This is a genomic window from Streptomyces sp. NPDC005151, assembly GCF_053599875.1.
The window spans coordinates 60,480-74,993 of sequence record NZ_JBSFYR010000016.1; the positions used below are offsets into that span (position 1 = coordinate 60,480).

Sequence of the window (14,514 nt, forward strand, 5' to 3'; positions counted from 1 at the left end):
CCCCGCCGGGCAACGAGCGGTTTTACAGGGCGAGTTCGCATGTCGCGGGCGCGGCCGAGGCGCTCCGAACCGACGCAACGCATGGGAATGATCCCACCCTCCCGCGCGGACGGCGTGGCCCCGTGTCCTTTCTTCCCAACATGAGTACCTGCACTCATGAACACTTCAGTCCCTCACGGCGAAAGTGGGATCATGTCTCTACGGAAGAGCAGCCTCGCTATCGCCGCTGTGGTCGCCGCCCTCGCCCTGGCGGGGTGCGGGACGACAGCGGACGACGTGTTCTCCAACCTCAACGGCAATGGCTCACCCGACGCAGAAGGCGTCCACACGCGCACGCCGCACGCGCCGAAGGAAGACGCACCGCCGAACTACTTCGACAACAACCGGGTCCGCCAGCCGGGGAAGATGGGACCGGAGGACGAGAAGAAGGCCAGGCAGAAGGCTGTGGAGGTCGAGCACGTCCTGAGCGAACTGCGCCTGGACGGCAAGATCAGCCCGGAGGAGGTGGGACCTGCGCTCGAACGGCTCGCCGGTTCCTCCCATGTCGCCGTGGGCGATCTACTGGTGGGTGTCGGAACGAAGAAGGCAGAAGGCAGCGACTTCGGAATCTGGATTGGCACATCGGCATGCGTCACCGGGGCCGTCAGCAAGGACCGCGTATGGGCCACCGCCAACGGTCATTACCCCGAGACGGGTTGCATGACCCCAGCGCCCGCGCACTGACTCGGTTGGGTCACCCGAGCCGGTACGTACGGACCACCGTCACACCGTGGCGCCGAGGAAGGCGACCCAGGCGGCGGGGGGAACGGTGAGGACGGGGCCGTCGGTGACCTTGGAGTCGCGGATGTGCACGGCGGCGGGGTGGGCGGAGACCTCGACGCAGTTGCCGCCCTGGTCGGTGCTGTAGCTGGACTTGTGCCAGTCGTAGCCGACTTCGAGGCAGTCGCCGCCCTGGCTGCTGCTGTAGCTGGACTTGAACCAGGCAAGGGCGGTGGTACGGGGAGCCGGGTGTGCTGCGCGGGTCATGACTCTCCAAGCAGTTCGTCCAGTAGGCGCGCGCTCTTCTCGACGGAAAGCGCCTGTGAACGCAGCATCCCATACAACTGATGAAGCACGCTGACGTCGTCTGGGTCCTCGTGCAGGTAGCTGGTCAGTTGCCCCTCCACATAGGCGAGGTGGTCGTGATCGGGGGTCTCCAGCAGCACCATCGGTCCCGCGAGTCCCGCGTGCTTCGGTAGCTTCATCGGCATGATCTGAAGCCACAGGAAGGGGAGTTCCATGCACTGGCGCAGATGCCGGATCTGTTCCCGCAGCATGGCGAGGTCCCCGATCTCGCTACGCAGAATGCTCTCCTCCAGCACGAAGTGCAGCATCGGGCGGGGCTTGCGGTTGAGCAGCTTCTGCCGGTCGAGCCGGGCGGCTACCCACTCCTCCAGCTGGTCCTCTTCGAGAGGTGGATAGAGGCAGGAGAAGACGAACTGGATGTATTCCTCGGTCTGGAGCAACCCCGGCACCACTTGGCTCTGATACGAGAGCAGCGTCACCGCCTCCTGCTCGTACTCCACGAAGTCCTGGACGAATGCAGGGAATCGCTCCTTCTGCGGCACCTTCGACACCGCGACCTGCAACACCCCCTTCGTGTCGAAGAGTTCGTCCAGCTGGGTCGCGAAGTCCGCCTGCAGCGTCCTGCGTCCCTGTTCGATCGACGCGATCGTGTCCTCGCCCACGCAGCACTGATCAGCCAGCGCCGCCTGCGTCATCCGGGCCGCCTTGCGGAACGTCGCCAGCTGGGCGCCGATCAGGTGCCAGGAGGTGATCCGCTTGTTCTTCTTCGCCGAGTGCATGAACTGCCTCTCCCCGTCGCGAAACCCGGATGACCCGTCAGGAGCCGTACAAGTGCGTTGTACGACTCGACGCACTGATCAACGGTAATGACTTTGTGTGACGTTGGCTGGGTGAACGAACCAACTCAACTCCCCCACTTCCGCGAGGCGTTCCACCGTCGGGAACGCCGGTCCGTGCCGCTCGTACGGCAGTTCGTGCGTGAGGCTCTCGTCGACTGGGCGTGCGAGGCCCGCGCCGACGATGTACTGCTCTGCGTGAGCGAACTCGTCACGAATGCCCTGCTGCACGGCGTCCCGCCCGGTCGCGGTTTCCGCATCCACCTCTACTTGGAGCCGGCCGACGGCGTCCTGCGTGCCGAGGTCCACGACAGCGGCGACGGGGAGGTGCGCCTCGCCGATGCGGGTGCGGCGTCCGACGCGGAGGGCGGGCGGGGGCTGCTGCTGGTGGCGGCGCTCGCCGACAGGTGGGGAGTGGGGGAGCGGAACCCCGGCAAGGTGGTGTGGTGCGAGTTCGCGATGCGCAGGGCGGCCCCGCGTCCCGGGCCGGATGGAATCGTTAACGGAAACGTACTTCTGGGAAGTGTGATTCCGTAAGCTGCGCACGAAGGTGGTCGCTCCTCATGGCCGGAAAACCCCGCAATCTCGCCAAGCCGTCCGACATGTTCGACCGGCAGCGGGAGTGGAGCGAGCTCACCGCGTTCGCCGCCGACCCGGGCCCCGAGGCGACTCTCGGCGTCGTGTCGGGGCGGCGGCAGGGGAAGTCGTTCCTCCTCGACTCGCTCGCCCGCGCTGCGGGCGGCTTCTACTTCTGTGCGTACGAGGCGACGGAGGCGGAGTCGCTGCGCCGGTTCGGGGAGGAGCTGGGCCAGTACACGGGGGCGGCCGGGCCGCTGCGTTTCGACCGGTGGGAGCAGTGCGTCGACGCGCTGCTCGCGCTGGGACGGGAGAAGCCGGTGCCGGTGGTGATCGATGAGTTCCCGTACCTCGCCCGCGCCACCCCGTCCCTCCCCTCCATTGTTCAGGTCGCCTACGGCCCGCGTCGTCCCGAGCGGCTGGAGTCCCGCACCCGGCTTCTGCTGTGCGGCAGTTCGCTCGCGTTCATGGGCGGGCTGCTCGGCGGAACGTCTCCGCTCCGGGGGAGGGCGAGCCTTGAACTCATCGTCCAGCCCCTCGACTTCCGGCAGGCGGCGGCCTTCTGGGGCATCGACGATCCCCGGCTCGCACTCCTCGTACACAGCGTGGTAGGCGGCACTCCCGCATACCGCCGCGAGTTCGTACGCGACGACGTCCCTGCCGGACTCGATGATTTCGACTCCTGGGTGTGCCGTACCGCCCTGTCCCCGCGCTCGCCCCTCTATCGGGAGGCCCGATACCTGCTGGCCGACGAATCCGATCTGCGGGACCGGGCGCTCTACCATTCCGTACTTGGGGCACTGGCCTCGGGAAACGCTACGGCCGGTGGGATCGCGGGCTGTCTGGGGCGACCGGCAGGCGACATCACGACTCCGCTCACGGTGCTCCAGGACTGTGGTCTCGTACGCCGCGAAGTGGACGCCTTCCGTAAGAACCGGAGTGCGTACCGCATCGGTGAACCGCTGATCGCGTTCGACCACGTCGTCTCACGGACCAAGCTCGCCCTGCTCGACCGGGGACTGGCGGAGCAGGTCTGGGAAGGTTCCCGTGCCCGGTTCCTGTCGGCGGTGGTCGGGCCGCACTTCGAGCAGATCTGCCGGGAATGGGTGGCGCACTTTGCGGCCCCGGAAACGTTCGGCGGCATGCCGATCGATGTCTCGTACGGGACGGTCGCCGACCCGGCGGCCCGCACCAGCCACGAAGTCGATGTGGTCGTGCGCGGGGCCGTCGGACAGGACAACGGGGTGCTGTTCTCCCTGGGGGAGGCCAAGTGGGACCAGGTCATGGGGGAGAGGTATCTGGAGCGACTGCGGCACATCAAGGAACTGCTCACCGGCCGCGGAATCGACACCTCTGCCGTACGGCTCTCCTGTTACAGCGGGGCCGGCTTCACCGACGACCTGCGGAGTGCGCAAGCCAGGGGTGAGGTCGCCCTCGTGGATCTGCGGCGGCTGTACGCGGCTGAGTGAACGCCGAGCGCCTGCCGAACGTCGGGCCGGGGGTGCCGTGCGTGAAGCGGCGTCAGTCGGTGGATGCCAACCGTCCACTTGGACTTACGCATCACGGTTGTTGGACTGGAACGCCCCTCGGGGCCGTACGTCGTTGACGGTGTGCCGACATGGGGACTACTCAGAGCACATGTCGCGAAGATTCACTTCGGCGGGCGCTGTCGCCGCCGCCTCAGCCGCCGTCCTGGCGCTCGTGGGGACCGCACTCCCCGCCGCAGCCGCCACCCCGTCACCCGCCGCAGTCGGCACTGCCGTCCCCGCGGACGCCGCCGTCATCGGATCGCCGCAGCTCTCGGTCGCCGTCGCCGACGACTTCCCGCGCGTCCTGTCGTACACCGACCGGGCCAGCGGCAACCAGCTGTCCGGTTCCACGGTGCCGGTCACCGAGGTCACCCTCAACGGCACCGCACACGCCGTGAAGCTCAAGGCCGCGCCCGAGGTCACCGACACGACCGCCCGCTACACGCTGACCTTCCCCGATCTGCCCGGCATCGAGATCGACGCCTCGCTCTCGGTCTCCGGGCGCGCCACCACCTTCAAGGTGACGGCCGTCCGCGACACCGAGGCGTTCCGGGTCGGCACCATCGACATCCCCGGCCACGACCTGGTCTCCGTCGGCTCCACCGACACCGGCGCCGCCACCGCGTTCACCCGGCTCGACCCGGACTCCACGCGGACCGCCGACGTCTTCGCCAAGGTCACCGCGGACACCGCCGCCGACAAGGCGCCGGTCGGTGCCTCGTACGCGTTTCTCAACACCGGTTCGCTCGCGGCGGCCATCGAGTCCAACTCTTCGTACGACAAGCCGTCCGGCGCCACCGGCGGCGACGACGCCCGGTTCTGGCACCAGGCCCGCAAGGCCGACGACGGCAGCGTCCGGGTCGGCGTCTGGTCCGGGCAGTGGACCTACCGCGGCGAGGGCGCACCGCAGCCGGAGAGCGGCGCGGACCTGCCCTGGGCCAAGGTCGTCGTCACGCCCGACGCCAACGGCGACAAGGCCGTCGACTGGCAGGACGGCGCGATTGCGTTCCGCACCATCGGCGTCACCGCGCCCGGCAGCGACGACACGGCGGACCGGGTCATCACCCACATCCCGTTCAACTTCGCCAGCCAGGCCACCCATCCCTTCCTGCGGACCCTCGACGACGTCAAGCGGGTCTCGCTGTCCACGGACGGCCTCGGGCAGATGGCGATCCTCAAGGGGTACGCCTCCGAGGGACACGACTCCGCCCACCCCGACTACGGCGGCAACTACAACAAGCGCGCCGGCGGGCTGAAGGACCTCAACACCCTGCTGAAGGACGGCAAGAAGTGGGGCGCCACCTTCGGCGTCCACGTCAACGCCACCGAGGCGTACGCGGAGGCCAACGCCTTCGACGAGAAGCTCGTCGACAAGACGAAGCCCGGCTGGAACTGGCTCGGCCAGAGCTACTACATCAACCAGCGCCACGACGTGAACAGCGGCAACCTCGCCCGCCGCTTCCAGCAGCTGCGCGACGAGACCGACCCCAACCTCAGCCTGGTCTACATCGACGTCTACTACTCCCACGGCTGGATCGCCGACAAGACCCTCCAGTCCATCCAGAAGCAGGGCTGGAACATGGCCACCGAGTGGGCCGACAAGTTCGAGCGCGGCTCGCTCTGGTCGCACTGGGCCAATGACCTCGACTACGGCGGCGCCACCAACAAGGGCCTCAACTCGCAGATCATCCGGTTCATCCGGAACAGCGAGAAGGACGTCTGGAACAACAACCCGGTCCTCGGCCAGACCGCCATCGACGAGTTCGAGGGCTGGACCGGCGAGACCGACTGGAACGCCTTCTACGACAACATCTGGCAGCGCAACCTGCCCGCGAAGTTCCTCCAGCAGCAGAAGATCACCCGCTGGGACGGCAACGACATCACCTTCACCGGCGATGTCCGGGGCACGGTCGAGGACGGCAGGCGGACCTTCTACGACCACGGCCGCAAGGTCCTCAGCGGCACGGACTACCTGCTGCCGTGGGACGGCGGCAAGAAGCTGTACCACTACAGCAAGTCCGGTGGTACGAGCAGCTGGGCGGTGCCGTCGACCGGCTCGTACACCGTCTACAAGCTCACCGACAACGGCCGGGTGAAGACCGGCACGGTCAAGCCCGTCGACGGGAAGATCACGCTGACGGCCACCGCCGGACAGCCGTACGTCCTCTACCCGGACCGCGCGCCCTCCGCCGCCGACCCGAAGTGGGGCGAGGGCAGCGGGGTCGCCGACCCCGGCTTCAACGACAACGGGCTGACCGCCTGGACGAAGACCGGCACCGCCGTCCGCGACACCGACGGTCAGGGCCGCAACAGCGCCAAGCTCTCCGGCACCGGCACGGCGGCCCTCGCGCAGACCATCACCGGCCTCAAGCCCGGCAAGCGCTACACCGCCTCCGCGCTGATCGAGGTCGAGCGCGGAAAGTCCCGGCACACGACGCTCTCGATCGGCGGGAAGTCCGTCGCCGTGGACCGCTCGACCATCGAGGACAACGTCGCCGCATCGGACTGGCACGGCACGTACTTCCAGCGGGCCAAGGTGAACTTCACCGCCCCCGAGAACGGCCGCGCCACCTTCCGCATCGAGGCGGCCAAGGGCAGCGCCGCCACCGTGCGGGCCGATGACGTACGCATCGTCGCCAATGCCCCGGCGACCAAGCAGAACACCGTCGTGTACGAGGACTTCGAGGACGTCGATCAGGGCTGGGGCCCCTTCCAGAAGGGTGACGCGGGCGGCTCCACCGACCCCCGCACGGTCGTCTCCCAGCTGCACGCCCCGTACACCCAGGCCGGCTGGAACGGGAAGCTCGTCGACGACGTGATCGGCGGCAAGGAGTCCCTCAAGGCCCACGAGGAGAACAGCGGACTCGTCTACCGGACCGCGCCCTGGACCGTACCGATGACCGACGGCCACCGGTACAAGGTCGAATACGACTACCAGTCCAGCCACGCCGGTGCCTACGAGTGGGTCGACGGCTACGACCGGATCACGGCCGACGGCACCCCCGACTCGGTCGAGACCCGCACCACGGCGATCGGTCAGCAGCGCACCACGGGACACTTCTCCGAGACCGTCACGGCGGGCTGCGGTGACACCTGGACCGGGCTGCGCAAGCGTGACGACGCACCCGACGGTGCCGACTTCGTCCTGGACGGGTTCACCGTGACCGACCTCGGCGCCGCCCCGGCCGGTGAGATGGCCGCCTGCGGAACGCTCAGCGTCGACCCGGCCGCGGAAACCCTGGAGCCGGGCGTCGCCAATGTCGTCGAGGCGAACTTCACCAACTACGAGGCGACGTCGGTCACCGGCGTCTCGGTGAGCCTCACCGTCCCGGACGGCTGGAAGGCCGAGCCCGTGGGCGCGGTCACCTTCGACTCGGTCGCGGCGGGCGCCAAGGCCACCGCCGGCTGGCGGGTCACTCCGCCGGCGGACGCCAAGTACCAGACGTACAACCTGAGTTCCGAGGTGTCGTACACGGTCGGCGGCGCGAAGCGGACCCTCGGCGCGCAGACGTCCGTACGGACGCTGCCGCCGCCGCCCACCACGGACAGCTGGGCCAGCGACCTGGACTGGACCGCCGCCGACAACGGCTGGGGACCGGTCGAGCGTGACCTCTCCAACGGTGAGACGGGATCCGGCGACGGCTCCCCGCTGACGATCGGCGGCACCGTCTACGCCAAGGGCCTGGGCAGCCACGCCCCCGCGAGGATCCGCTACTACCTGGGCGGCCAGTGCACCTCGTTCACCGCCGAGGTCGGCGTGGACGATGTCCAGAAGAGCGCGGGCAGCGTGCAGTTCGGCGTCACGGCAGACGGCACGGAGAAGGTGAAGTCGCCGGTACTGAAGGCGGCCGACAACGCCTGGTCGCTCACGGCGGACGTCACCGGTGCGAAGTACGTCGAGCTGGTCGTCGGGGACGGCGGCGACGGCAACGGCAACGACCACGCGGACTGGGGCAACGCACGGTTCCACTGCGGGAGCTGACCGGGCGATCGGTGAGCACTGAGCAATGAGCGGTGCAGGGGGGCGGGGCCGGTCTCGGTCCCGCCCCCTTCCCGTTCCCACGAGCGCGTGCTAAACCGGCGGGCGCCCGGTCTGCACCACTGAGGTTCCGGAGGTCTTGTTGTGCCACTCCTGCCCGCCTGGTCACGCCGTGCTTTTCTGGCCACCAGTACCGCCACCGCACTCGGCCTGGCCCTCCCCGGACAGGCCCGGGCAGCCGACGCACCCGCCGACGAGTTCGACACCCTCCGGCTGCGCTGGGTCGATCTCGCGCTCGGCACCGGGTACGACGACGCCGCCGAGCCCTACGCCTCTCGGCTCGCCGGGACCGGTGGACTCGCCGCGGGGTTCCGCGCCACCATGGCCCTCGCAGCGGCCTCCCTCTGGGCCGACCGTCCCTTCGACCCGCCGTCCGGCATCACCGCGAGCTACAGCCGCCTGTGGACGATGACCCAGGCGTACGCCCAGCAGGGCACCGGCCACACCGGTGACACCGCGCTCCTCGCCGACATCGTCCGAGGCCTCGACCACCTCGCCGCGACGATCTACAACCCCACCACCACCCGGTACGGCAACTGGTGGGAATGGCAGATCGGCAGCCCACGCCTCCTCATGGACATCGTCGCCGTCCTCCACGACCACCTCACCGAGGAACAGCGGCAGGCCGCCTGCGCCGCGGTGGACCACTTCATCCCCGACGCCATGCTCGGCGACTACAGCGGCACGTCCACCGGCGCCAACCGCGTCGACCTCTGCCGTTCCGTCGCCCTGCGCGGCATCCTCGGCCGCGACCCCGTGAAGACCGCTTTGGCCCGCGACGCCCTCTCGCCCGTCTTCCCGTACGTGACGAAGGGGGACGGCCTCTACGCCGACGGGTCGTTCGTCCAGCACACCTGGGTCGCCTACTCGGGAACGTACGGGCAGGTCATGCTCGACGGCCTCGGCCGGCTCTTCGCACTGCTCGCCGGGTCCAGCTGGGCCGTCACCGACCCCAACCGGCAGATCATCCTCGACAGTGTCGAGCACGCCTACGCGCCGCTCATCCACGACGGTCTGATGATGGACAGCGTCAACGGCCGCGCCATCAGCCGGGGGCTGCTCAGGAGCGACGAGCGCAAGGTCATGCGGAGCGACCATTTCCACGGGCAGGGGCTGATCGCCGCCATCGCGCTCCTCGCCGGTGGCGCCTCAGCCGCCGAGCGCGACCGGTGGAACGCCATGGTGAAGGGGTGGATCGAACGGGACACCGTCACCCCGATTCTCACCGCGCCGCAGTTCGGCGTCGCCGATCTGTCCCGGCTGGCGGCCGTCGCCGCCGACGCCGTCCCCGCCGCCCCCGAACCCGTCGGGCACACGCTCTTCACCGCCATGGACCGGGCCGTGCACCGCCGCCCGGGCTGGGTCGCCAACCTCTCCATGGCGTCGGGGCGGATCAGCTCGTACGAATGCGGCAACGGGGAGAACCCGCGCGGCTGGCACACCGGGGCCGGGATGCTCTATTGGTGGCAGGGGCGTTCGGGAGGCGACCAGTACACCGACTGGTTCTGGCCGACCGTCGACTGGTACCGCCTGCCCGGCACCACCGTCTCGACCAAGCGCCTCACCGACCGCGCGGGTGGCGAATGGGGCGAACCCCGGCCCGCCGTCCAGTGGGTCGGCGGCACGCACGACGGCGAGTTCGCCGCCGTCGGACAGCACGTCAAGGGCCTGGGATCCACCCTGCAGGCCCGCAAAACCTGGTTCTGCGCCGCCGATACGGTCATCTGTCTCGGCGCGGGCATCAGCGCCGCCGACGGGGTCCCGGTCGAGACGATCGTCGACAACCGCAACCTCGGTCCTGAACCCTCCGCCGCGTTCACCCTCGACGGCGGGGACCGTCCGCGCTGGGCACACCTCGACGGACACGGCGGCTGGGTGCTGCCCGGCAGCGCCGCTCTGCGGACGCTGCGGGAGGCCAGGACCGGAGCCTGGTCCGACATCAACACCACCAGCTCCACCGAGCAGCGGACCCGCCACTGGCAGACCCTCTGGCTCGACCACGGCACCGACCCCACCGACGCCACGTATCTCTATCTGCTGATGCCGGGCGCCTCCCGCCGCACGCTCGCCGCCCGCGCGGCGGACCGGCAGTGGCTGACCGTCCTGGCCAACGCCGCGGACCGGCAGGGCGTCGCCGTCCGTTCGCTGGGGCTGACCGCCGCCAACTTCTGGCAGCCGGGCACGGCGGGCCCGCTCTCCGTCACGGCCCCGGCGAGCGTGCTCGTACGGGAGGGGCGCCACTCGACGACGGTGTGCGTGAGCGGGCCCGACCGGAGCGGGACGCCCGTGGACGTGGTGTGGGAGCGTCCGGTGCGCGAGGTCGTCTCCACCGACCCGGGGATCGAGGTGCGCGCCACCGGCCGCCATCTGGTCCTGCGGGTCGCACCGGGTACGGCAGGCGCTAGCCTTCGCTGTGAGGTCCGCTAGGGCCTTCCTTCCGGATCCTGCCGGGCTCCCTGATCCGGAAAGATCCGGAAGACTGGCCCGACAGGCTCTGGGCCGGCGGGTCCGGACCGCCGCTCCTGCGTGCGCTACGCACAAACGGCCCACACGCCCGGGGTGACGGGCTTGTGCGGTACACCACAGTCCCGCTTTGTAGAGCTCTCACAAAGCGGGACCGCATTCCGCTGGTGGTTCGCTTGCATGGGGCAACGGTTCTGTCCGGCTCCGCCAGGAAACGGGTCAGGAGACTGTACGGAGTCGACGGCAGGATTTTCTTGGCCGGGTTCGTAGGGTCGATACATGACCGTTGTGGACGAAACCCCGGGCGAGCCGAGTGACACCCGTGGCCGGGTGGCCGAACTGCTGGCGCTGCGCGAGCAGGCCCGGCGCGGACCGAGCGACCGGGCGACCGAGGCCCAGCACGCCAAGGGCAAGCTGACGGCGCGTGAGCGCATCGAGCTGCTCCTGGACCCGGATTCGTTCAAGGAGGTCGAGCAGCTGCGCCGGCACCGGGCGACCGGGTTCGGCCTGGAGGAGAAGAAGCCGTACACCGACGGTGTCATCACCGGCTGGGGCACGGTCGAGGGCCGCACGGTCTTCGTCTACGCACACGACTTCCGGATCTTCGGCGGCGCGCTGGGCGAGGCCCACGCCACCAAGATCCACAAGATCATGGACATGGCGATCTCGGCGGGCGCCCCGCTGGTCTCGCTGAACGACGGCGCCGGCGCCCGCATCCAGGAGGGCGTCAGCGCGCTCGCCGGATACGGCGGCATCTTCCAGCGCAACACGCGCGCCTCCGGCGTCATCCCGCAGATCTCCGTGATGCTCGGCCCGTGCGCGGGCGGCGCGGCCTACAGCCCCGCCCTCACCGACTTCGTCTTCATGGTCCGCGAGACCTCCCAGATGTTCATCACCGGACCGGACGTCGTGAAGGCGGTCACCGGTGAGGAGATCTCGCAGAACGGCCTCGGCGGCGCCGATGTGCACGCCGAGACCTCGGGCGTCGCGCACTTCGCGTACGACGACGAGGAGACCTGTATCGCCGAGGTGCGGTACCTGCTGTCGATGCTCCCGTCCAACAACCGGGAGAACCCGCCCACCGTGGCGAGCGACGACCCGGCCGACCGGCGCGGCGACGTCCTGCTCGACCTGGTGCCGGCCGACGGCAACCGCCCGTACGACATGCACAAGGTCATCGAGGAGCTCGTCGACGACGGCGACTACCTGGAGATCCACGAGCGCTGGGCCCGCAACATCATCTGCGCCCTGGCCCGGCTCGACGGTCAGGTCGTCGGCATCGTGGCCAACCAGCCGCAGTCCCTCGCCGGTGTCCTGGACATCGAGGCGTCGGAGAAGGCGGCCCGTTTCGTTCAGATGTGTGACGCATTCAACATTCCCATCATCACTCTTTTGGACGTACCCGGCTTCCTGCCCGGCGTCGATCAGGAGCACGGTGGAATCATTCGGCACGGTGCGAAGCTGCTCTACGCGTACTGCAACGCCACGGTGCCGAGGATCTCGCTGATCCTGCGCAAGGCCTACGGCGGTGCGTACATCGTGATGGACAGCCAGTCCATCGGGGCGGACCTGACCTACGCCTGGCCCACCAACGAGATCGCCGTGATGGGCGCCGAAGGTGCCGCCAACGTCATCTTCCGTCGGCAGATCGCCGACGCCGAGGAGCCGGAGGCCATGCGGATCCGCATGGTCAAGGAATACAAGGCCGAACTGATGCATCCGTACTACGCCGCCGAGCGCGGCCTGGTCGACGACGTCATCGACCCTGCCGAGACCCGCGAGGTACTGATCGCCTCGCTCGCGATGCTCCGGTCCAAGCACGCCGATCTGCCGTCCCGCAAGCACGGGAACCCCCCGCAGTAACCGCGGCTGCCGCACCACCCCGCACAGTCCGCCACGTACTGCCGAAAAGACGGAGACACATCCATGAGCGCTGTTCCTGCCGAGTCCGTGCTGCGCGTCGAGAAGGGTCTTGCCGACCTCGAGGAGCTGGCCGCCATAACCGCGGTCCTGCTCGCCCGCGCCGCAGCCACGTCCGCCGCTCCGGCCCACCGGGGCCGTACCTCCGCGGGCTGGCGCCGTCTGGAGCGCACCCCGGGCTTCCGCGCCCCGCACTCCTGGCAGGGCTGAGACCCTCTGTCCTCGATCGCCGGACGGGCTTGGAATCAAGCCCGTCCGGCGATTCGTTTCAGCCCGTCCGGCGATCGAGGACACAGCGTGGCCGAAGCCCCGCAACGCGGAAGGCCCCGCACTCCCGAAGGAGTGCGGGGCCTTCCGCATGGCTGCCGGAGATTACCGCAGGCGGGCCATCAGCGCATGCTCGACCAGGGTGATGAGCGCGCTCTTGGCATCCGCACGGTGGCGGGCGTCCGTGGTCAGGATCGGGGTGTCGGGGCCGATCTGCAGGGCCTCGCGCACCTCGTCCGGTGTGTACGGCTGGTGTCCGTCGAAGCCGTTGAGGGCGATGACGAAGGGCAGGCCGCTGTTCTCGAAGTAGTCGACGGCCGGGAAGCAGTCGGCGAGACGCCGGGTGTCCACCAGGACGACGGCGCCGATCGCGCCGCGGACCAGGTCGTCCCACATGAACCAGAACCGGTCCTGACCGGGGGTACCGAAGAGGTACAGGATCAGGTCCTGGTCCAGGGTGATACGGCCGAAGTCCATGGCCACCGTCGTGGTGGTCTTGTCCCCGGTGTGTGTCAGATCGTCGATGCCCGCGGACGCGGACGTCATCACGGCTTCGGTACGCAGCGGGTTGATCTCCGAAACGGCACCGACGAACGTGGTCTTACCCACGCCGAAGCCCCCTGCCACCACGATCTTCGCGGAGGTAGTGGAGCGGGCTGCTCCGCCGCTAGAGCTTGCGAAGTCCACTGAGCACCCTTTCGAGCAGTGTCACATCTGGCTGGCCGCCGGCGGACTCGTCGCCGCCGGGCTGATGGATAGCGACGAATCCGGCCTCGGCCAGGTCGGCTACGAGGATCCGGGCAACGCCGAGGGGGATCGAGAGAAGCGCCGAGATCTCGGCGACCGACTTGATCTCGAAGCACAGCCGGCAGATCCGCTGGTGCTCGGGCAACTGCCCTTGCAGCCGGGACGGATCGGCCGTGGTACTGACCAACGCCTCAATGGCGAGCTGGTATCGCGGTCGGGTCCGGCCGCCGGTCATGGCGTACGGACGGACCAGCGGGTTGTGCGCCGCCGGTTCGGCGGGCTCGGCGGCCCGCCGCGGCTGCACCGGCTGAATCCGGGGCTGCTGGGGCGCGTCCAACCGGTGCGGCCGCAGAGGCTGCTGGGGCTGCTGGGGCCACCCACCGTCCTGGGCCTGCGGCCACCCGCCGCCCTGTGCCTGTCGGGGCGGATACGGCTGCTGAGGCGGCTGATAGGGCTGCTGCGAGCCCTGCCTGCTGGGCGTGGAGGGGAAGTTGAAACGATTGTCCCCGTGCTCACCCGGTACCTGCTGACCACCGTCGTACTGGTGTCCGCCTGGGGGTGTTGCCACGTTTCCTCCTCCGACTGCCGGTCCTGGTCCCAGTGGGGCCGCGCCACCGCACCTTATGGCGCGGTGGCGCGAAACGCACCGCCTGTCTATTAGTTAAGAAGACTTCCCTGCAGTTCGGCACGGAGATCGGGTGTGAGGACAGTGCCCGCACGGTCGACCAGAAGTGCCATTTCGTACCCAACCAGACCGATATCGGCGTCCGGATGTGCAAGAACTGCCAGCGAAGATCCGTCAGAGATGGACATGATGAAGAGGAATCCGCGCTCCATCTCCACAACGGTCTGGTTCACGGCGCCGCCCTCGAAGATCCGCGAGGCGCCCGCGGTCAGCGAGGTCAGACCGGAAGCAACGGCCGCCAGCTGGTCGGCACGGTCGCGCGGGAATCCTTCGGACATGGCCAGCAGGAGTCCGTCGGCGGAGACCACCACCGTGTGCGACACCCCAGGGGTGTTGTCCACGAAGTTGGTGATCAACCAGTTGAGATTCTGCGCCGCCTGGCTCATC

12 protein-coding genes are annotated in these 14,514 nt (G+C 69.0%); 7 read left to right on the forward strand and 5 right to left on the reverse strand.

What is annotated here, in order from left to right:
- Positions 1-192: 192 nt before the first annotated feature.
- Positions 193-723 (forward strand): hypothetical protein, encoded by a 531-nt coding sequence (locus ACWD6R_RS12055; RefSeq protein ID WP_451818586.1) that lies wholly within the window; start codon positions 193-195, stop codon positions 721-723.
- A gap of 39 nt (positions 724-762) precedes the next feature.
- On the opposite strand, the gene ACWD6R_RS12060 is transcribed toward ACWD6R_RS12055, so the two are convergent.
- Together ACWD6R_RS12060 and ACWD6R_RS12065 are read right to left on the reverse strand one after the other, a co-directional pair.
- Positions 763-1,026, reverse strand: a complete 264-nt coding sequence (locus tag ACWD6R_RS12060) for a DUF397 domain-containing protein (protein ID WP_451818587.1) — start codon at positions 1,024-1,026, stop codon at positions 763-765.
- Positions 1,023-1,844, reverse strand: coding sequence for a helix-turn-helix domain-containing protein (locus ACWD6R_RS12065; protein ID WP_451818588.1), 822 nt, complete (start codon positions 1,842-1,844; stop codon positions 1,023-1,025). Before ACWD6R_RS12065 ends, ACWD6R_RS12060 begins: the two co-directional genes overlap by 4 nt.
- A gap of 111 nt (positions 1,845-1,955) precedes the next feature.
- On the opposite strand from ACWD6R_RS12065, the gene ACWD6R_RS12070 reads away from it, so the two are divergent.
- The 6 genes from ACWD6R_RS12070 to ACWD6R_RS12095 all read left to right on the forward strand — a co-directional run bounded on the left by ACWD6R_RS12070 (position 1,956) and on the right by ACWD6R_RS12095 (position 12,638).
- Positions 1,956-2,438 (forward strand): ATP-binding protein, encoded by a 483-nt coding sequence (locus ACWD6R_RS12070; protein ID WP_451818589.1) that lies wholly within the window; start codon positions 1,956-1,958, stop codon positions 2,436-2,438.
- A 26-nt stretch (positions 2,439-2,464) separates the two neighbouring features.
- Complete coding sequence (locus ACWD6R_RS12075; RefSeq protein WP_451818590.1) at positions 2,465-3,946, forward strand: AAA family ATPase; 1,482 nt, start codon at positions 2,465-2,467, stop codon at positions 3,944-3,946.
- A gap of 169 nt (positions 3,947-4,115) precedes the next feature.
- Positions 4,116-7,988, forward strand: coding sequence for an endo-alpha-N-acetylgalactosaminidase family protein (locus tag ACWD6R_RS12080; RefSeq protein ID WP_451818591.1), 3,873 nt, complete (start codon positions 4,116-4,118; stop codon positions 7,986-7,988).
- A 150-nt stretch (positions 7,989-8,138) separates the two neighbouring features.
- Entirely contained in the window at positions 8,139-10,472 is a 2,334-nt protein-coding gene (locus ACWD6R_RS12085) for a polysaccharide lyase 8 family protein (RefSeq protein ID WP_451818623.1), read from the forward strand.
- A gap of 315 nt (positions 10,473-10,787) precedes the next feature.
- Positions 10,788-12,371, forward strand: coding sequence for an acyl-CoA carboxylase subunit beta (locus tag ACWD6R_RS12090; RefSeq protein WP_451818592.1), 1,584 nt, complete (start codon positions 10,788-10,790; stop codon positions 12,369-12,371).
- A 63-nt stretch (positions 12,372-12,434) separates the two neighbouring features.
- Positions 12,435-12,638 carry an acyl-CoA carboxylase subunit epsilon gene (locus ACWD6R_RS12095; RefSeq protein ID WP_451818593.1) on the forward strand — a complete coding sequence of 68 codons (204 nt, stop codon included), beginning with the start codon at positions 12,435-12,437 and terminating at the stop codon, positions 12,636-12,638.
- Positions 12,639-12,800: 162 nt separating this feature from the next.
- Here ACWD6R_RS12095 and ACWD6R_RS12100 read toward each other — a convergent pair whose 3' ends face one another.
- The 3 genes from ACWD6R_RS12100 to ACWD6R_RS12110 all read right to left on the reverse strand — a co-directional run bounded on the left by ACWD6R_RS12100 (position 12,801) and on the right by ACWD6R_RS12110 (position 14,513).
- Complete coding sequence (locus tag ACWD6R_RS12100; protein ID WP_014048542.1) at positions 12,801-13,382, reverse strand: GTP-binding protein; 582 nt, start codon at positions 13,380-13,382, stop codon at positions 12,801-12,803.
- Positions 13,363-14,010: a DUF742 domain-containing protein gene (locus tag ACWD6R_RS12105; protein ID WP_451818594.1), complete on the reverse strand. Its 648-nt coding sequence runs from the start codon at positions 14,008-14,010 to the stop codon at positions 13,363-13,365. Before ACWD6R_RS12105 ends, ACWD6R_RS12100 begins: the two co-directional genes overlap by 20 nt.
- An 89-nt stretch (positions 14,011-14,099) precedes the next feature.
- Entirely contained in the window at positions 14,100-14,513 is a 414-nt protein-coding gene (locus ACWD6R_RS12110; RefSeq protein WP_030980891.1) for a roadblock/LC7 domain-containing protein, read from the reverse strand.
- Position 14,514 lies beyond the last annotated feature (1 nt).